Consider the following 19,688-nt stretch of genomic DNA (forward strand, 5'->3'; position numbering starts at 1 on the left):
ATACATGGTTGATATACATTTCATCGTGTCATGGTGACTACTTAAGGGAAAGCGCGCATGAACCTGAAGCACATCGAGGCGTTTCGCGCGGTCATGGTTTCCGGGTCGATGACGGCCGCGGCCAAGGCACTCTTCACATCGCAGCCGAACGTCAGCCGGCTCATTTCGCAACTCGAACGCGACACCGGTTTGCAGCTTTTCCAGCGCAGCGGCGTGCGTCTGATTCCGACCAGCGAAGGCACCGCGTTCTTTCGTGAAGTGGAGCGCGCGTTCGTCGGCTTGCAGGGTCTTGCGAATGCGGCGGCGCAGATCCGCAATCTCGGCAGCGGGCGGTTGCGCATCGCGGCGATGCCATCGGCCGGCATGACGCTCGTGCCCCATGCGATCAAGCGATTTCATGCGCTGTTTCCCGACGTGACGGTCTCGCTGCATGTCAATACGTCGGGGACGGTGAATCACTGGACGGCATCGCGCTTTTGCGATCTCGGGGTCGCGGTGTATGTGAGCGAAGCGTCCGATTGCGAGGTCGAGCAGTTATCGAACGTGGCCGCCGTGTGTGTGATGCCGGCGAATCATCGGCTCGCGGCGAAGCGCAACATTCGGCCGAAGGATCTCGAAGGCGAATCGTTCATCTCGCTCTGTCACGGCGATGGCACGCGCGCCGTGATGGATGAAGTCTTTCAGCGCGCGGGCGTGCAGCGCGTGCTGGCCATCGAGGCGCAATACACGGCCATGTGCTGCGAGATGGTTCGGCACGGCATGGGCGTGACGCTCGCGCATCCGATCGTGGCGCGAGACTTCGTCGGACCGGACATCGTCATCCGGCCGTTTCAGCCGGTCACGCGCTTTCCGACGTATCTGCTGTTTCCGCCGCATCGGCCGCGTGAGCGGCTTGCATCCGCGTTCGTGGAGGTCCTGCGCGAGCTGCACGACGAACTGCTCGATGGGATCGTCTAGCCGTCGAACGGTGCTCATCGGCTCGGCGTATTCACCGCAATCCTTTTACGAAGTACGCGGTCGCCTTTCGCAAGAATCTCAATACGGGGTCTTGCACTGTCCGGCCACGCCGTGACGGCGTTTGGCTCCGCGGCACGCGGCATGCTGGCAATCAGCATTCCAGAAAGGAGATTCCATGAACACCACACCGACTGCGACGGCCCTGGACGTGGGCGCGCCGCATGCGCAGCGCGTCGCCTGTACGCTCTCGATCAACGGCGGGACGCAGACCTTCGACATCGAGCCGTGGACGACGCTGCTCGATCTTCTGCGCGAGCGGTGCCAGCTCACCGGCACGAAAAAGGGCTGCGACCACGGGCAGTGTGGCGCTTGCACCGCGCTCGTCGATGGCCAGCGCATCAATACGTGTCTCGCGCTCGCCGTTTCATACGACGGCGCGGAAATCACGACAATCGAAGGGCTCGCGAGCGGCGACACGCTGCATCCGATGCAGCAGGCGTTCATCGACTGTGACGCGTTCCAGTGCGGCTACTGTACGCCGGGCCAGATCTGCTCGGCGGTCGGCATGCTCGCGGAAGGACATGCACACGACGCCGCGGAAGTGCGCGAGGCGATGAGCGGAAACATCTGTCGATGCGGCGCGTATCTGAACATCGTGCAGGCGATTCTGCAAGTATCGAGCGCGAACGGCGTCGATGAGACCGCCGTCGAGAACGGGGAGACGCACTCATGAACCGGTTCTCCTACACGCGCGCGAACGATGTCTCCGCGGCGCTCGAAGCGCACCGCGCACCGTCGGCGCCGTTTCTCGCGGGCGGCACCAATCTCGTCGATCTCATCAAGGAAGGCGTCGCGCGTCCCGAGCGGCTCGTCGATATCCGCCGCCTGCCGATAGCGGCGATTCAGCCGAGCGCGGACGGTGGCATCGAAATCGGCGCGCTCGCCACGAACAGCGCCGTGGCCTACGACGAACGCATCCAGTCGCGCTACCCGCTGCTGTCGAAGGCGATTCTGTCCGGCGCTTCGGCGCAGATTCGCAATGTCGCGACGGTCGGCGGCAATCTCCTGCAGCGCACGCGTTGTCACTATTTCTACGACACCGCCACGCCATGCAACAAGCGCCGGCCCGGCAGCGGCTGCGGCGCGATGAATGGCGTCAACCGCATTCATGCCATTCTCGGCGCGAGCGAGCATTGCATCGCCGTTCATCCGTCCGATATGTGCGTGGCGCTCGCCGCGCTCGACGCCTCCGTGCGCGTGACAGGCGGCGAAGGCGAGCGCGTCGTGCCGTTCGACGCGTTTCACCGGCTTCCCGGCGATGCGCCGCATATCGATACGAACCTGCGCGACGACGAGATCATCGTCGCTGTCACGTTGCCCGCCGAGGGCTTCGCCGATCGCTACGCCTACGTCAAGGTACGCGACCGCGCGTCGTTCGCGTTCGCGCTGGTGTCGGTCGCGCTCGCGCTCAAGCTCGACGGCACGCGCATCGAAGCGGTCCGCTGCGCGCTCGGCGGCGTGGCGCACAAGCCGTGGCGCGATCGCGATGCCGAAGCCGCGTTGCGGGGCAAGACGCTCGACGCTACGACGGTGCGCGATTTCGCGAGCGCGATGATGCGCGACGCGCGCGGCCTGCCCGGCAACGCATTCAAGATCGAACTGACCGCGCGCGCCATCGAGCGCGCTTTCGAGCAGGCATCGGGGATCAGCCTCGCCGCCAGAGAGGACGACGCATCATGAACTTTCCAAACGAACTGGAACGCATCGCCGAACGGGGCGCGCATGTCAGCGGCAAGCCCGTCAGCCGGGTCGACGGCAGGAAGAAGGTGACGGGCGAGGCCCGCTACGCAGCCGAATTTTTTTCCGATGCAATGACCTACGGCTTCGTGCTCCCGAGCCGCATCGCGAGCGGGCGCATCGTGTCGATCGAGTCGCGGCGCGCGCTGGAATTGCCGGGCGTGCTGATGGTGCTCACGCACGAGAACCGGCCCGAACTGCCGCTGCGCGACGCGGCGTGGCAGGACCAGTCCGCGCCGGGCGGCATGCCGTTTCGGCCGCTCTGGGACGACCGCATCTGGTACAGCGGCCAGCCGGTCGCGCTCGTCGTCGCGGAAAGCCATGAACTGGCGCGTCATGCCGCTTCGCTGATCGAAGTCACCTACGAGCGAAGCAGCCACTGCACGGATCTGCGCGAGGTGGAAGCCGAGAGCTATCCGCCATCGACCGAAAAGGGCGGCTTCGAGCCTCCGCCGCCGCCTCGCGGCGATGCCGACGGCGCGCTTGCCGCAGCCGCCGTGAAAATCGACAGCCGCTATTCGACGCCGGCCGAGTATCACAACCCGATCGAATTGCACGGCTGCACGGTGATTCCCGAAGCCTCCGGCAAGTTCGTCGTGTACGAGAAGACGCAGGGCGTGCTCAACACGAAGCAGTATCTGACGAAGCTCTTCGGCTTCGACGACGACGCGCTCGAAGTCGTCTCGCCGTTCGTCGGCGGCGCGTTCGGCTCGGCGCTGCGTCCGCAATATCATCTGCCGCTTGCCGTCATGGCCGCGCGCGATCTGAAGCGGCCCGTGCGTCTCGTGCTGACGCGGCAGCAGATGTTCACCTTCGCGCATCGGCCGATGAGCCTGCAACGCGTCGCGCTCGCCGCGAATCGCGACGGCAAACTGCAGGCGGTCATCCACGAGGCGGTGTCGGAAACCTCGCAATACGAGGACTATTGCGATGTCATGGTGAACTGGGCCGGACAGCTCTACGCGTGCGACAACGTGCGGATGGACTACAAGGTGAGCAAGCTCGACGTGCCGACGCCCGCCGACATGCGCGCGCCGGGCGCAGCGCAGGGGCTCTTTCCGCTCGAAATGGCGATGGACGAGCTCGCCGAGGCGCTCGACATGGACCCGCTGAAGTTGCGCCTCATCAACTACGCGGAGCGCGACGGGAACAAGAACCTGCCGTTCTCCAGCAAGGCGCTGCGTCAGTGCTTCGAAGAAGGCGCCGCGCGCTTCGGCTGGGACAGGCGCCCGCTCGCGCCGCGTTCGATGCGCGAGGGTAACGAGCTCGTCGGCTGGGGCATGGCGACGGGCATCTGGGACGCGATGCAGAACGAGGCTTCCGCGCTCGCGCAAATCGGGGCGGACGGACGTGTCGTCGTGGCGAGCGCCACGGCGGACATCGGCACCGGCACCTACACGGTGATGACGCAACTCGCCGCCGATGCGCTCGGCGTGCCGCTCGAGCACGTCGATTTTCGTTTGGGCGACAGCCGTCTGCCGAAGGCGCCGCTCGAAGGCGGATCGTGGACAGTGTCATCGGTCGGCAGCGCGGTGCACGCGGCCTGTACGCGTTTGCGCGGGAAGCTGACGGCGCTCGCGGCCGAACACGGCGGCGATGCGTTCGCTCGCGCGCAGCCCGACACGATGCAACTCGACGGCGAATACGTCGTTTGCGGCGAGGGCAAGGCGCAACGCGTGTCGCTGCGGGAACTGATGACGCGCGCCGGCCTCGACACGCTCGACGCGCAGGTAACGGTCACGCCGCACGACAGGCAGCAGTCGTATTCCATTGCCACGCACTCGGCGGTATTCGTCGAAGCGCGCGTCGATGCCGCGCTCGGCACGGTGCGCGTGACGCGCGTGGTCAGCGCGGTGGCGGCAGGACGCATCGTCAATCCGAAGACGGCGGCGAGTCAGATATCGGGCGGCGTGGTTTGGGGCATCAGCATGGCGTTGCACGAGCACGGGCAGTTCGACCACGAGCTCGGCCGGCAGATGAACCACAACCTGTCCGAATACCACGTACCGGTGAACGCGGACATCCACGACATAGATGTGTTCTTCGTCGACGAGCATGACGACATCGTGAATCCGCTCGGCGCGAAGGGCGTGGGGGAGATCGGCGTGGTCGGCGTCGCGGCGGCGGTCGCCAACGCGATCTGGCATGCGACGGGCAAACGCGTACGGGATTTGCCGATCACGCTGGAGACAGTCTTCGCATGATTGGCAGGCCGGCGATCCTCGCATGGCAGAAACCGCCGCGAAGCCGCTTTCTGCAGACAATTGTGCGACGGCGCACGTCAGGCCGGTGCGCCGAGCGTTAAGTTAGCGCTTCCAAAACTGATGCGTCCCAGCGCCGCGGTGGTCCGCGATGTCTCGGGGCAACGGACATGGCCCTCGTCAAGATCACCGCCCGCGAACTGCAAATTGGTACGCCGCTTCCGTTCGCCGTGTATTCCGCAGCCGGCAAGCTCCTTTTGGCGCGAGGATATCGGGTTCAGTCGGAGAGCCAGCGCGACCGGATTCTGGCGGCCGGGGGCTTGCGCAGCGAGGATGCGGTGACGAGTGCATCGAGCGAAAGCGCACCCCGGCCAGCCGGAATACTCATCTCGACTGCCAAACATGAAGAGGAATCGGGCGAGGCCATCCTCGACGAGCCCATAGCGAACACTGGAATGCTGCCGAAGACGCTGGACAGCATCCAGGTGACGGTCGACGGAAGCGGAACGCTTCGTTGTCAGACCGACTTCGTTGGTTCCATTACCGGCCGCGCGCTGCTCGTGACCGCTACGGACGGACACGAGTTGTTCGAAACCGGCGCCGAGGTCGCTTGCAGTGCGCTCAGAGGGCGTCACATCCATCAGTTTCGCAGCACCGTGATCGGACGAAGCGAGACGCCGGTACGCGTCATCTATCTCGCATGGCCCGAGTCCGTGAAGACTCAGGTCGTGCGCAACCATGTGCGCGTTTCGACGGAGATGCCGGGACGGCTCATTAGAAACGACTGTATCGCCGCCGGGTTCGACATTTCGGTCACGAACGTGAGTCTGGGCGGAGTCGCCTTCCGTGCCTCCGACGCCCTCGTCAACGTCGCCGAACACTTCCGGTTAGGACTGCGCCTGCGCGCCGGAGGTAAGTCTCACGCGGTCGTGTTCAACTGCATCGCGCGCAATGTCAGGCGCGTCGACGGCGGCGTCCTGATAGGCGCCGAGTTCAGCAGCCAACAGGCGGATACCATGGCGCTTCTGAGGCATCACATGTTCGAAGCCGCAACGGGCAGTGCGGCGCAGTTGCGCTGAACACGACGCGAATCGCGGAGCGCCGCCGACATCGACGTATCGCGCCGCCTGGGTCATCGATGAATGATGCGCGTCGCCCGAAACGGCCGACGAGCCTTGCCGCTCGTTCGCATCGGCATGAAACCAATGCAGGGCTTTTCGGTCGACCCTATGTCGATCGATAACGCGCGTCACTGCGCACGTACCTGGAAAGGCGAACCATTCACATCATGGACAAAAGAGCACTCATCATCGGAGCCACCGGCATCGTCGGCGGCAATCTGGCCGACCATCTGCTCGCATCCGGCGACTGGCACATCACCGGACTCTCGCGCGGACGTTCCGCCTTGCGTGACGGTGTCGAATCGATTACGGCGGATCTCACATCGGCCGAATCGGTGCAGCGCGCGTTGAGCGGGAAGCAATTCACGCATGTGTTTTTCACGGCATGGTCGCGACAGGCGACGGAGCAGGAAAATATCCGCGTCAACGGCGCGATGGTTCGTCATGTACTCGAGGCGCTCGGACCTTCCGGCACGCTGAAGCACGCTGCGCTCGTCACAGGGCTCAAGCACTATCTGGGGCCGTTCGAAGCCTATGCGAAGGGCAGCGTGCCGCTGACGCCGTTTCGCGAGGAGCAGGGGCGGCAGGACGTCGATAACTTCTACTACGAGCAGGAGGATCGACTGTTCGACGCCGCCAGGCAGTTCGGTTTCGGCTGGAGCGTTCATCGTCCGCATACGGTCATCGGCTTCGCGGTCGGTAATGCGATGAACATGGGCGTGACACTCGCGGTGTACGCGACGCTCTGCAAGGCGAGCGGCGCGCCGTTCATATTTCCCGGGTCCGCAGCCCAATGGAACGGCCTTACCGACATGACGGATGCCCGCCTGCTGGCGCGTCATCTGGAATGGGCGGCGACGTCACCGAACGCCCGCGACGAAGCATTTAACGTGGTCAACGGCGACGTGTTCCGTTGGAAGTGGATGTGGTCGCTCGTCGCGAATTACTTCGGAATGGAGCCGGTGGAATTCGACGGCACGATGCGTCCGCTCGAAGATCGCATGCAGGATGCGGGCGAGGCGTGGCGTGAAATCGCCGCGCGCCACCATCTTGCCGAAGCCGATATCGGCAAGCTCGCGTCCTGGTGGCACACGGACGCCGATCTGGGGCGGCCCATGGAGGTGCTCACCGATATGAGCAAGAGCCGTAAGGCAGGCTTTCTCGACTATCAAAGCACGCCCGACTCTTTCATTGCGCTATTCGATCGTTTGAAGACGCTTCGCATCATTCCCAGCTGAAGCGTCCGATATGCCGGACGTCTCGTCGTCCGGTACAAAACCGCACCGAGCGTCCTGGTACTTTCCCTTACCGAATAGCTCAGTCCACATCTGAATTGCCATAGGCAATATCGCTATTGCATTCATTGCATTGCCAGAGTGTGCGCGGAATCGTATCTTCGTCTCCATTCGAGGAGACATGTATGAAGATCGCATTTCTGGGCGCGGGCGCGCTGGGCTGCGCCATCGGCGCCGCGTTGACCGAAGGGGGTCACGAGACGTGGCTCGTCGACAAGTTCGCGGCGCACGTAGAGGCCATGTCCCGCGACGGCCTGCAAGTCGACGACGAACGCGGCACGCGCCGCGTCAAGGTGCGCGCGACGATGAACCCCGCCGACGTCGGGCCGGTGGACGTCGTGATCGTACTGGTCAAATCCTTCCACACCGATTCGGCGATGCGCGGCGCGCTCGACCTCATCGGCCCCGAGACCCTCGTGCTGTCCCTTCAGAACGGCCTCGGTCACGAAGACGTGCTGAGCGATATCGTCGGACGCGAGCGCGTGCTTGCGGGCAAGACCTACGTCGGTGGCGTGTTGCGCGCACCGGGACACATCCAGTCCGGCGTAACCGGAAAGATCACCATCATCGGCGAACTCGACGGCCGCGTGACGCCTCGCGCCCAAGCCGTGGCGGAAGCGTTCGACAGCGCGGGGCTCACGACCACGGTCAGCGACAACATCCTCGGCACGATGTGGGACAAGCTGCTGATCAACGTCGCGACCGGTGCCATCACAGGCATCACGCGTTTGACGTATGGGCAGCTTTACAGCGAACCGGTGCTGAAGGCGACCTCGCTTGCCGCCATCGAGGAAGCGATGGCCGCGGCGAAGGCGGCCGGTATCGAACTTTCCATCACGCGTGCGGAAGACGCCTGGAACATGGCCGCCGAAGGACTGCCGGCCGCGTTCAAGACCTCCATGCTGCAAAGCCTGGAGAAGTCGTCCGTCACCGAAATCGACTTCATCAACGGCGCGGTCGTGCGATGGGGCGAACGGCTCGGCGTGCCGACGCCGGTGAATTCGACGCTCGTGGCGTGCATAAAAGGCATCGAGCGTGGCATGACCGACCGCCAGAATGAGGAGCGCGCGGCATGAGCGCAACCAAAGCCTATCTCGAACACGTCGCGATCTGGGTGAAGGATATCCACTGGCACATTCGCTTCTTCGAAGAAGTGCTCGGCATGACCATGCGCGAAGTGGACGGCCCGCGCGACGAGCCGCGTCAGTACTGGACACTCGGCGGACTCCAGTTCATCAGCGATCCGACTTACGACGGTCCCGAAGGCCGGCTCGCGCATCTGGGCGTGATGTGCGAGGACCTCGAAGCCGCGCTCGCCGCCGCGCAGCCGTTCGGCGTCACGGAGATGACGCAGGGCCGCAACTGGCTGCGTCTGCCCGACGGGCTCGCCGTCGAACTCATTCAGGCAAGACCCGCCACATGCGTCGCGCAGGCGCTGTCGATCAATCCACGCGCGGACGCGTGAGCATGAGCACCATCAACATCACCGAGAAATACTGGGACGATGCGCAGGAAGGCGACGCGTGCGTCAGCCCGACCTACACCGTCACGAAGGAACGCATTCTCGCTTACGCCGATCTCACGGGCGACCATACGCCGGTGCATGTCGACGAGGACTATGCCAACGCGAGCCACTTCGGGTCGATCGTCGCGCATGGCCTGTTCGGGCTGTCGATCGCCGATGGCCTCAAGACACAGAGCGACTATCGCTTCCTGCCGGGCATGTCGCTCGGCTGGACGTGGGACTTCGTGCTGCCGATCAAGGTCAACGACGTGCTGCATGTGAAGTTTCGCGTGACGTCCATGCGCGCGAGCAAGAGCCGTCCGGGCTGGGGCATCGTCGTGTTGCCGTCCGAACTGATCAACCAGAACGGCGAAGTCGTTCAACGCGGCGAGCATCGTCTGATGGTCCCGCGCCGTCCGGGAGCCTACTGATGCAAGCCCGTCCCCTCGAAGGCTTTCGCGTCGTCGACTACAGCCACTTTCTCGCCGGTCCCTATGTCGGACGCTGTCTCGCCGCGCTCGGCGCCGAAGTCATCAAAGTCGAGCGTCCCGGCAGCGGCGATGCAGGCCGCCAGCACGCGACGATCCTCGACGACCAGCAAAGCGCCTACTTCCTCCAGTTGAACATGGGCAAGCGCGGCGTGAGCGTCGACATGAAAGATCCGCGGGGCAAGGCGTTCATGCAGCGCCTGTGCGATTCGGCGGATGTGTTCATCGAGAACTATCGCCCCGGTGCGCTGGATAAGCTCGGCCTCGGCTATGCCGCGCTCTCCGAGCGCAATCCGGGTCTCGTCTATTGCTCGATCTCGGCGTATGGTCACACGGGTCCGGACGCGCATCGCGCAGGCTTTGGGCTGATCGCGGAAGCGAAGAGCGGCATCATGCAGATGATCGGCAACCCGGGGGAACCACCGCCGCTCATGCGGATTTCGCTCGGCGACATGTACACCGGCATTCATGCGGTGGCCGCGATCAACGCTGCCTTGCTCGGCCGCGTGAAGAGCGGACGCGGCCAGCATATCGACATGGCGCTGTACGATACGCTGTTCTCGATGCACGAATATGCCGTCCAGTGCTACACGATGCAGGGCGTGGTCCCCGAGCAGACCGGCCATGACATGCCGACATCGACTTTATACGGCGTGTTCCGCGCAAACGATGGCGACCTGGTCATCGCCGCGCAGGTCGACGAGTCGTGGAAGCGCTTCGCCGCGGCCGTCGAGCAAAATGGCGGCCCCGCGGGCTTCGCGACCGATGCGCGGCTGCACAGCCTGAACGGGCGCAATGCGAACCGCGAGGCCATTCTCGCGGTCGTGAAGCCGTGGGTCGCTGCACGCAACGTCGCCGATGTGCTCGCGCTGCTGGACAGCGTCGATGTGCCTTGCGCGAAGGTGCAACGCATCGACGAGGTCGTGGCCGATCCGCAGATCGTCGCGCGCGGCATGGTGATCGAACAGGAGCATCCGCGTCTGGGCACGCTGCGTCTGCCGAACCTGCCGTTTCGCTTCTCGGACTGCGATACGTCGATTCGCGAGGTCGGCCCCGATCTCGGGCAACACAACGAGGAAGTCGCGCGGTCGCTGGGCTTCAGCGCGGCCGAGATCGATGCGATGCAGACCGACGGCGTGCTGTTCTCGAAGCCGGGGGCATGATGAGCGATCGATACGCGGTCATCGGCAATCCGATCGGGCACACGAAGTCGCCGTTGATCCACGGCTTCTTCGCGCAAGAGACCGGCCAGGACATGAGCTATGGGGCCATCGAAGGGCCTGTGGAACCTGCCAGCGGCTTCTCCGATAGCGTCAAGCGCTTCATTGCAGCGGGCGGCCGCGGCATGAACGTGACCGCGCCGTTCAAACTCGCTGCATTCGCCATGTCCGATGAGCGCAGCGAACGAGCGCAGCTCTCGGGCGCGGTCAACGCGATGAAGTTCGAGGGCGGCCGAATCATCGCCGAAAACTTCGATGGCGTCGGACTCGTGCGCGACATCGAAGTCAACCTGCATCAGCCGATGGTCGGCAAGCGCGTGCTGATCCTCGGCGCGGGCGGCGCTGCGCGCGGCGCGCTGCTGCCGTTCGTCGCGGCACGGCCTGCCGAGCTCGTCGTCGCCAACCGGCATGTGGACAAGGCGCGTGCGCTTGTCGAACAGGTCGCCCGATCGAACACTGCTGGCGGATCGCTCACCGCGTGCGGGTATGCGGACCTGGCGGCACTGGGGCGCTTCGACCTCGTCATCAACGCGACATCCGCGAGCCTGACCGGGCAACTGCCGCCGGTGCCAGCGAGTGTCTTCAGCGCCGGCGGAAGCGCCTATGAACTCGCTTACGGGAAGGGGCTCACGCCTTTCTTGCGGCTGGCGCGCGATGCAGGGGTGGAAAGTATCGCTGACGGCGTGGGCATGCTGGTCGAGCAGGCTGCGGAGGCGTTCGCGTGGTGGCGGGGCGTGCGTCCAGAAACGCGCGCGCTCATCGAGCGGCTGACCGTTCCGCTCGATTGATCCGGCGAAAAGAGGCGCAGCGGTCGAGAAGACATCGGTGGAATGAACATTAACGGTCTGCAATTTGACTCGGACGAAAGAATGAAAACGTTTCTTATGCTGCATGGTGTCAACCACAACATGTTCGGCAAGCGAGATCCCGTTCAGTACGGCACGGCCACGCTCGCCGACATCGATGAGAAATTGCAGGCGCTCGCGAATCAACTCGGCGTAACGGTCGAAAGCTATCAGAGCAACAGCGAGGGCGACATGTGCGAACGCATCCATCAGGCGTTTGCCGACAAGGTCGATGGCGTGCTCATCAATGCGGGCGCATGGACGCATTACAGTTACGGCATCCGCGATGCACTCGCCATTCTGACCGTGCCCGTCGTGGAGATTCATATGTCGAACATCCATGCACGCGAGGCTTTCCGTCATCATTCGGTGTTCGCGGAAATCGTCAAGGGGCAGATATGCGGGTTCGGTATCGAAAGCTATTCCCTTGGTCTGCGCGCGGCGGTGTCCGCGGCAGCGTGACAAACAAAGTCAGGTCCGGTGTGCGTCATCTCTGATGCAATGGTCACAAGAGCGACATTGCGTTCTACAATGGATGCATGACCACGCCCGATCTGCCCGACCTCAAGCTGCTTCAGCTCTTCGATCTGCTCTATGACGTTCGCAGCGTCACGCGTGCAGCGGAGCAGCTTGGACAGGCCCAACCGACCGTTAGCATCTGGCTCGCGCGCTTGCGCGAACATCTGCAGGATCCCCTTTTCATTCGCACGCCAGGCGGCATGACGCCCACGCCTCAGGCGGATGCGCTGATCGGTCCGTGCAGGGAAATCCTCGAGTCGCTTCGCAGATTCTCGTCGTGGGAGATTTCTTTCGATCCGGTCACGGCGAAGCGACGGTTTCGCATCTGCATGACCGACGCGAGTCATATCACCTTGCTTCCGCGGATGCTGGCCTATGTGCGCGCCAAGGCACCGGGCATCCGTCTGGAGGCGGCGCGGATCGACGGCAACACCGAGCGCGCGCTCGAATCTGGCGAGGCCGATCTGGCGATCGGTCATGTTCCGTGGCTCGGCGGCGGAATGTATCAGCAACAGCTCTATATGCAGGATTGGGTGTGTCTCGCCAACCCGGACCATCCGCGCGTCCGCGCGAAGCTGACACTGAAGCAATACCGCAGCGAAGGGCACGTCATCATCGCCGCAGGCACGGGTGCGCAGTTACTCGAACAGGCATTATTGCGCGATGGAATCGAACGTGATGTCGTGCTGGAGCTTCCGGGAATGCTTGGGCTTGGATCGATTGTCAAATCAACCGACCTGATCGCGACGCTGCCGCGAAACATTGGAGAAACCTTGGCAAAAGTGAATGGCCTTGCGGTTCACTCTTGCCCGTTCCCGGTAGAGAAGTTCGCGGTACGGCAGCATTGGCATGCGAAGTATCACGACGAAGCGGGAAACCGCTGGCTTCGCTCTGTCGTCGCTGAGCTGTTCCTCGCGAAAAACTAGACGGGCGAATAGCAATCGTCGTTCCGCCGGGCGCAGGAACAACGGTTGCAGCAAATTCCTCTCCGGGGCGGCGTGCCCTGCCACGACCTAGGAGACGAATATGGCTCACTTGTGCGACGTATGCGGCGCACGGCCCGCGACCGTGCGCCTCGCAGTGCTGCGCAACGGCCGCCGTCACGTCATCGACGTGTGCGATTTTCACTATGCGCAGCTCACGCGGCACCAGCGCGCGCTCTCGCCGCTCGAATCGCTGTTCATGGGCGGCGCGCCCGGCGAGGCGTCCGCGCCCGAAAGTGCCGCACAGCAAGAACCGCGCGATGCCGGTGTGCGGCGCAACGAAAACGAAGGCGCGAACATCGACCGATACTTCAGCGACGGCGCGAAAGAGATGCTGATGCGCGCCGCCGAGCGCGCAGTGCAATCCGGCTGCTCGCAGGTCGACACGGAACATCTGCTCTACGAGCTTGCAAACAACGCCGTCATCGAGTCGATTCTCAAGAGCATCGGCATCGATGCGGCCGAAGTCCGCGGCTTCATCGACGCCAACGCGCAACGCCGCGAGCGCGCGAGCCCGCCGCCGGACGGCATGATCGCCGTGTCGCCTCGTCTGAAGAGCGCGCTCGACCGCGCTTTTCTCGCATCGCGTCAGCTGCGGCATAGCTACGTCGCGCCGGAGCATTTGCTGATCGGCCTTGCCGATGTACCCGACAGCTTCGCGGGCCAATTGCTCGGCAAGCTCGGTGTCGATCAGCAGGCGCTCAGGCAGCAGACCGCGCAGACGGTCGGCGCGGGCGGACCGCCGCGCGGCGACGGGCCGCCGTCACGCACGCCGCATCTCGACAAGTTCAGCCGCGATCTCACCGCGCTCGCACGTGAAGGGCATCTCGACCCCGTGATCGGACGCGCGCGCGAAATCGAAACCATGGTCGAAGTGCTCGCGCGCCGGCGCAAGAACAATCCGGTGCTGATCGGCGAGCCGGGTGTGGGCAAGACCGCGGTCGTCGAAGGGCTCGCGCAGCGCATGGTCAACGGCGATGTGCCCGAGTCGCTCCGCGACAAGCGCCTCGTCGAGCTGAACATCAACTCGCTGGTTGCGGGCGCGAAGTATCGCGGCGAGTTCGAGGAGCGCGTGAAGCAGGTCGTCGATGAAATCACCGCGAATCGCGAGAAGCTGCTGCTGTTCGTGGATGAAGTGCATACCATCGTCGGCGCGGGGCAGGGCGGCGGCGAAGGCGGACTGGATATCGCCAACGTGTTCAAGCCGGCGATGGCGCGCGGCGAGCTGAACATGATCGGGGCGACCACGCTTGCCGAGTATCAGAAGCACATCGAAAAGGACGCGGCGCTCGAGCGGCGCTTTCAGCCGGTGCTGGTCGCGGAGCCGACCGTCGCGCAGACCATCAATATCCTGCGTGGACTGCGCGACCGGCTCGAAGCGCACCACAAGGTCACGATCCAGGACGATGCGATCGTCGGCGCGGCGGAACTGTCGGATCGCTATATCACGGGGCGCTTTCTGCCTGACAAGGCGATCGATCTCGTCGATCAGGCCGCGGCGCGCGTGAATCTGTCGGCCACATCGCGCCCCGCCGATATCCTCGAACTGGAGTCGGAGCTCGCGCAATTGCGACGCGAACAGGACTATGCGGCATCGCGCAAGCAGTTCGACCGCGCGCATGCTTTGGACAGCGAGATCGCGCAGAAGGAAAAGCAACTCGGCGATGCCACGGATAGCTGGAAGCAGCGCGTCGGCACGAACACGTCGACGGTGACGGTCGCGCACGTCGCCGAGATCGTCGCGACGATCACCGGCATTCCCGTGACTCAACTGACCGAGGAGGAGCGTGCCCGTCTGCTGCAGATGGAAGAGCGCCTGCACAAGCGGGTGATCGGGCAGCAAGAAGCGGTCGTTGCGGTGTCGGACGCGGTGCGGCGCGCACGTACCGGCTTGCAGGGCCGCAACCGGCCGATCGCCGTGTTCCTGTTCCTCGGGCCGACGGGTGTGGGCAAGACGGAGCTTGCGAAAGCGCTGGCGGAAGTCGTCTTCGGCGATGAAGACGCCATGCTGCGCGTCGACATGAGCGAGTACATGGAGCGTCACGCGGTGTCGCGGCTCATCGGCTCGCCGCCGGGTTATGTCGGCTATGACGAAGGCGGGCAATTGACGGAGCGCGTGCGGCGTCGGCCTTATAGCGTGATCCTGCTCGACGAGATCGAAAAGGCGCATCCCGATGTGTACAACGTGCTTCTGCAAGTCTTCGACGACGGGCGCCTGACCGACGGCAAAGGCCGCGTGGTCGATTTCAGCAACACGCTGATCATCGCGACGAGCAATCTCGGCTCTGACGTGATCGCCGGTCAGAAGCGCGCGACGCTCGGATTCACGACCAACGCGAGCGATGCGGACGCATCGGTTCAGAATGGCGTGATGAGCGTGCTGCGCCAGCATTTCAGGCCCGAGTTCCTGAACCGGATCGACGACATCATTCTGTTTTCCTCGCTCGGCCGCGATGAGGTGCGCCAGATCGTTCGGCTGATGCTCGATCAGGTGCAGCGCCTCGCGCACAGCCAGGACGTCGTGCTGGAGTTCGACGAATCCGTCGTCGATCATCTCGCGGACGTCGGCTACCGTCCCGAGTTCGGTGCGCGCGAACTGCGTCGGCAGATCAGGCAGTCGATCGAAAACCAGTTGGCGAAGGAAATGCTCAAGGGCGACGTTACCGAGGGCGCACAAGTGAAGTGCCACTACGACGCGGAGAACAAGCGGCTCGCGTTCGATGTGAAGCGCGCGGGACTGGCGAATCAGGCGGGCGAGGGCACGCCGCCCACACCTTGACCGCGAGCATCACTACGCCAAACCTCGCGTCTTTCAAGCCGACGGGCGACGGTCGCGTCATGATGCGGCAGGGTTATCCCCGATCCATTCGGAGAGAAAACATGTAATCATATATATGAATTCGATGGAGACGATCATGCAGGCCGATGGCCGCTTACCCCGTTATCAGCGCCTGCGGGATGAAATGGTTGCCCTGATCGCGGCTCGTGAATGGCGCCCGGGCGAAGCGATCCCGACCGAGCAGGCGCTTTCTCAAAGCTACGGCCTTGCTGTCGGCACAGTGCGAAAGGCCGTCGATCTGCTCGTCGCGGAAGGCATGCTCGAGCGCTTTCAGGGAAGAGGGACCTTTGTACGGCGCGCGAACTTCGACGGCTCCCTGTTTCGCTTCTTCCGCTTTCAAACACGGCAAGGCGAACGGCGCATTCCGGAGAGTCGCATACTGCGCCGGGACGTGGTCGATGCGCCATCGGCGGTAGCCGCGAGACTGCAGATATCGAGCACGGCGCGCGTGATCCAGATGTCGCGCGTGCGGCTGATCGACGGCGTTCCGATGCTCGCTGAAGAGATCTGGTTGCCCTACGCACGTTTTGCGGCGTTTGCGAAGATGGACGTGGGCGAGATCGGCGACCTCCTTTACCCGGTCTACGAGACGCAGTGCAATCAGATCGTGGCATCCGCCACGGAAACCCTTACCGTCGAAGCCATCGGCTCGCGACACGCGAAGCTTTTGAACATCGAGCCGGGGACGCCTGCCGTGGTCATCGAGCGTCTCGCCTTCGGCTACGATCGGCAGCCGCTCGAGTGGCGCCGTTCGCGCGGACCCGCCAGCGAATTCATGTATCAGGCGGAGATCCGCTAGCCAAAGAACCGCGATTGGGAGACGGCATGCGCAACCGGTTCAGGGCCGTTCGCCTGAAGCCGACGCGACCATGCTTCCCTTTCCGAGCACGATCGATTCACGAGCACGCTCGGCAAACCATTCCAAACCTAAGATTCATTCCATGACCAGTCTAGATATCGATTTGTTGCTGACCGCGCTGATCAGCGTGGTGCTGCTTGTCGCGCTCATCGTGTCGCGCATCAAGATGCATCCGCTTCTCGCTTTGCTCGTCGTTTCAATCGGCGTAGGGTTCGCAACCGGCATGGAGCCGGGAAGCATCGTCAAGCATCTGACCAACGGCGCGGGCAAGACGTTGGGCGCGGTGGGCGTCGTCATCGCGCTGGGTGCGATGCTCGGCAAAATCCTCGCGGATGCGGGCATTACCGAGCAGATTGCCGAGGCCATTCTGAGGCGCGCCTCCGACCGTATGATTCCCTGGGCGATGACCCTCGTGGCTTTCGTGGTGGGCATTCCGATGTTCTTCGAAGTAGGGCTGGTCGTCATGCTTCCCTTGATTTTCAGCGTGGCGCGCAAGCTGGAAAGCCATGCCCGGTTCAAGGGCTCGGCCTATGTGTACGTCGGCGTGCCCGTGATTTCGGCTCTTGCCGCAATGCACGGCATGGTGCCGCCCCATCCGGGTCCTTTGACGGCGATCGCCACGCTCAAGACTTCGGTGGGGCCGACCATGCTGTACGGCTTTCTGGCGGCCATTCCCGCGATGATTCTGGGCGGCCCGCTCTATGGCGCGTTCATCTCGCCGCGCATGAGCACCAGGCCCGATCAGGCCTTGCTGGACCAGTTCACCGTCGTCGAACAGTCCGACAATGGCCACCGCGCCGGGGTCGGTCTCGGCGTGCTGGCGGCCCTGTTGCCCGCCATCCTGATGCTGGTTCATGCGGTGGCGGAGATGGTGTTGCCGAAGAACGCACCGATGCTGCACGTTGCCAGCTTCCTCGGCAATCCGCTGATAGCCATGCTGCTGGGCGTACTGTTCGCAGTTGCGGCGCTGGTCCTCGCCCGGGGCGGCGATGCCGAAAAGCTGCGTCACGCGCTCGGCAACAGCCTCAAGCCGATTGCTTCCATCATCATGATCATCGCCGGCGGCGGCGCGTTTCAGGAAATGCTGACCAGTGCGAAGGTGGGTGAGGCGATCGTGCATCTGACGCAGCACTTCGCTTTTCCCCCGCTGATCCTCGGATGGCTGATCGCGATGTTGCTGTCCGTGTCTACCGGATCGGCGACGGTGGGAATCGTCGGCGCGGCGGGTCTGCTGGCTCCGCTGGCCGGCGCCGATCCGAGCCTTAACCTGCCTTTGCTGGCCTTGTCCATCGGCTGCGGTTCGCTGTTCTTCAACTATGCGAACCACGCCGGCTTCTGGATGGTGAAGGAATCGTTCGGCATGACGATGGGCGAAGCCACCAAAACGATCTCGGTGGTTCAATCCATCGTGGCTGTGGTTGGCCTGGTGATGGCGCTGATCTTCAACGCGGCAGTCCACGTTGGCTGAACTGCAGGGAACACGCCGGCAATCAGTCATCGGAGCGCTGACGACTCCAGACGAAGCGCGTGATCACCGCGCGTGCGCAGCTTCGTGACGGCCACGGCTACAACCGTGCCCAAAGCCCAGCCTAGGGTGGCCAAGCTGCCTAGGCCTCGCAGAATGGCAAGGGCGAAGGTCCAGGGATTGTCGCTGCCGATGTTCGGACCGCCGAAGCGAGCGCGTTGAAACTTTCGTTGCGGCACAGGCTCGTTGTCGTCGATGGTTTCGCAAGTCAGTGCGTCGCTTCGCTTACGGTGGGCATTCCAATGGTTCCGTCTTCCGTCCATCGCGCACCTCGGCGATTCCCAACGCGGCACGGGGCGCTTGGCGGCGTGCAGCATCGACGTATAGGCATCGACATAATTCTGCGCCATCCTGCTGGCGCTGAAGCGGCGCTCGAATTGCGCGCGGACGCGGGGGCGCGACAGCTCGTCGATCCGATGCAGTGCGCCGACCGCGTCTTGCACGTCTTCGCAGATGAAACCGGTCACGCCATGATCGATCACCTCGGGCACCGCTCCGCGCTTGAACGCAATCACCGGCGTCCCGCACGCCATCGATTCGATCATCACAAGGCCGAACGGCTCGTTCCAGTCGATCGGAAACAGTAGCGCCTTCGCACCCGACAGAAAATCCGGCTTCCGCGTTTCGCTGATTTCACCGATGAATTCGACGTGCGCCTGCGAAAGCAGCGGCTCGACAGTCGACGCGAAATACTTCTCATCAGCCTTGTCGACCTTCGCTGCAATCTTCAGCGGCAAGCCGCTTCGCGCCGCGATCTCGATGGCGAGATCGGCACGCTTTTGCGGGCTGATGCGGCCGAGGAACGCCAGATATTCCGGCTTCTTGTGCGGCTGCGGCGTGAGCAGGCCGTCAGGCAAGCCGTGATACACCGTCTTCAGCCAGTTTGCGCGCGGCAAGGGGCTACGCTGGTCGTCCGAGATCGAGATGATGTTCGCGTGCGTGAACGTCGCGAAGATCGCGCGCAGCTCGGGCAGATCGAGACGGCCGTGCAGCGTCGTGACGAACGGCGTATCGCTTTGAGAGAACAGCGGGAACGGCAGGTACTCGAGATGGAAGTGCAAGACGTCGAACTCATGCGCGCGGCGGCGAACGGTTTCGAGCAGCAGCATGTGCGGGGCAAGCGAATCGCGGATGCCCGGATCGAGCCGCAGGGCGCGCGGCCAGGCTGGTTCGAGCCTCGCGCGGGTCTGCGAATCGCCGCTTGCGAACAAGGTCACATCGTGGCCGAGGTCGACGAGTGCATCTGTCAGATACGACACCACGCGCTCAGTGCCGCCGTATAACTTCGGGGGAACCGCTTCGTGCAACGGTGCGATTTGTGCGATTCGCATAGGTTGGTTCTCCAGTGCGGCCCGCCTGCGGTTTCGTGCAATGCGAGTGCTCAGACATGCTCGCGACGCTCGCACCCATCCCTGCGGGACGTCCCCTCTCATGCAGACCGGCACCTTGCAGACAGCTTCTGCTATTGCGGGTTGAATCCGGACAATCTATCGCCATCCTAAACAGTGAGTGCCAACGACGAGCATTATTCGTGA

16 protein-coding genes and 1 pseudogene are annotated in these 19,688 nt (G+C 63.6%); 16 read left to right on the plus strand and 1 reads right to left on the minus strand.

From position 1 onward, the window contains the following. Positions 1-57 precede the first annotated feature (57 nt). From BG60_RS06640 to BG60_RS06715, 16 genes are all read left to right on the plus strand, one after another. Complete coding sequence (locus tag BG60_RS06640) at positions 58-957, plus strand: LysR substrate-binding domain-containing protein (RefSeq protein WP_008348071.1); 900 nt, start codon at positions 58-60, stop codon at positions 955-957. Between the two features lie 175 nt (positions 958-1,132). Continuing rightward, positions 1,133-1,690, plus strand: coding sequence for a (2Fe-2S)-binding protein (locus tag BG60_RS06645; RefSeq protein ID WP_034470943.1), 558 nt, complete (start codon positions 1,133-1,135; stop codon positions 1,688-1,690). Then, positions 1,687-2,697 (plus strand): FAD binding domain-containing protein, encoded by a 1,011-nt coding sequence (locus BG60_RS06650; protein WP_008348067.1) that lies wholly within the window; start codon positions 1,687-1,689, stop codon positions 2,695-2,697. Before BG60_RS06645 ends, BG60_RS06650 begins: the two co-directional genes overlap by 4 nt. Then, a complete protein-coding gene (locus BG60_RS06655) occupies positions 2,694-4,958 on the plus strand; it encodes a xanthine dehydrogenase family protein molybdopterin-binding subunit (RefSeq protein WP_008348065.1) in 2,265 nt (754 codons plus the stop codon). The genes BG60_RS06650 and BG60_RS06655 overlap by 4 nt, the downstream gene beginning before the upstream one ends. Positions 4,959-5,125: 167 nt before the next feature. After that, complete coding sequence (locus BG60_RS06660) at positions 5,126-6,034, plus strand: PilZ domain-containing protein (RefSeq protein ID WP_008348063.1); 909 nt, start codon at positions 5,126-5,128, stop codon at positions 6,032-6,034. 209 nt (positions 6,035-6,243) lie between these two features. Next, a complete protein-coding gene (locus BG60_RS06665; RefSeq protein WP_008348061.1) occupies positions 6,244-7,314 on the plus strand; it encodes an SDR family oxidoreductase in 1,071 nt (356 codons plus the stop codon). 182 nt (positions 7,315-7,496) lie between these two features. Further along, positions 7,497-8,447: a ketopantoate reductase family protein gene (locus BG60_RS06670; RefSeq protein ID WP_008348060.1), complete on the plus strand. Its 951-nt coding sequence runs from the start codon at positions 7,497-7,499 to the stop codon at positions 8,445-8,447. Continuing rightward, the gene (locus BG60_RS06675; protein ID WP_008348059.1) at positions 8,444-8,836 is read left to right on the plus strand and encodes a VOC family protein; all 393 of its coding nucleotides are present in this window, start codon (positions 8,444-8,446) and stop codon (positions 8,834-8,836) included. The genes BG60_RS06670 and BG60_RS06675 overlap by 4 nt, the downstream gene beginning before the upstream one ends. A 2-nt stretch (positions 8,837-8,838) precedes the next feature. Further along, positions 8,839-9,306, plus strand: coding sequence for a MaoC family dehydratase (locus tag BG60_RS06680; protein WP_033536206.1), 468 nt, complete (start codon positions 8,839-8,841; stop codon positions 9,304-9,306). Continuing rightward, positions 9,306-10,526: a CaiB/BaiF CoA transferase family protein gene (locus tag BG60_RS06685; RefSeq protein ID WP_008348055.1), complete on the plus strand. Its 1,221-nt coding sequence runs from the start codon at positions 9,306-9,308 to the stop codon at positions 10,524-10,526. The genes BG60_RS06680 and BG60_RS06685 overlap by 1 nt, the downstream gene beginning before the upstream one ends. Then, entirely contained in the window at positions 10,526-11,371 is an 846-nt protein-coding gene (aroE, locus tag BG60_RS06690) for a shikimate dehydrogenase (protein WP_008348054.1), read from the plus strand. Before BG60_RS06685 ends, aroE begins: the two co-directional genes overlap by 1 nt. Positions 11,372-11,452: 81 nt before the next feature. Beyond that, the gene (gene aroQ / locus BG60_RS06695; RefSeq protein WP_033536205.1) at positions 11,453-11,890 is read left to right on the plus strand and encodes a type II 3-dehydroquinate dehydratase; all 438 of its coding nucleotides are present in this window, start codon (positions 11,453-11,455) and stop codon (positions 11,888-11,890) included. Between the two features lie 77 nt (positions 11,891-11,967). Continuing rightward, positions 11,968-12,873, plus strand: coding sequence for a LysR family transcriptional regulator (locus BG60_RS06700; RefSeq protein WP_008348049.1), 906 nt, complete (start codon positions 11,968-11,970; stop codon positions 12,871-12,873). A gap of 100 nt (positions 12,874-12,973) precedes the next feature. Then, positions 12,974-15,709 carry an ATP-dependent Clp protease ATP-binding subunit gene (locus BG60_RS06705; protein WP_034470945.1) on the plus strand — a complete coding sequence of 912 codons (2,736 nt, stop codon included), beginning with the start codon at positions 12,974-12,976 and terminating at the stop codon, positions 15,707-15,709. A gap of 136 nt (positions 15,710-15,845) precedes the next feature. Then, on the plus strand, positions 15,846-16,568 hold the full coding sequence (locus BG60_RS06710) for a GntR family transcriptional regulator (protein ID WP_008348046.1): 723 nt from the start codon (positions 15,846-15,848) through the stop codon (positions 16,566-16,568). Between the two features lie 142 nt (positions 16,569-16,710). Beyond that, the gene (locus BG60_RS06715; protein WP_008348044.1) at positions 16,711-18,096 is read left to right on the plus strand and encodes a GntP family permease; all 1,386 of its coding nucleotides are present in this window, start codon (positions 16,711-16,713) and stop codon (positions 18,094-18,096) included. 341 nt (positions 18,097-18,437) lie between these two features. Here the strand turns inward: BG60_RS06715 and BG60_RS06720 are convergent. Then, positions 18,438-19,484, minus strand: a pseudogene (locus tag BG60_RS06720) (glycosyltransferase family 4 protein); the annotation flags it as partial. Positions 19,485-19,688: the final 204 nt, after the last annotated feature.

It is taken from the genome of Caballeronia zhejiangensis, from assembly GCF_000698575.1.
GTDB classification, from domain to species: Bacteria; Pseudomonadota; Gammaproteobacteria; order Burkholderiales; family Burkholderiaceae; genus Caballeronia; species Caballeronia zhejiangensis.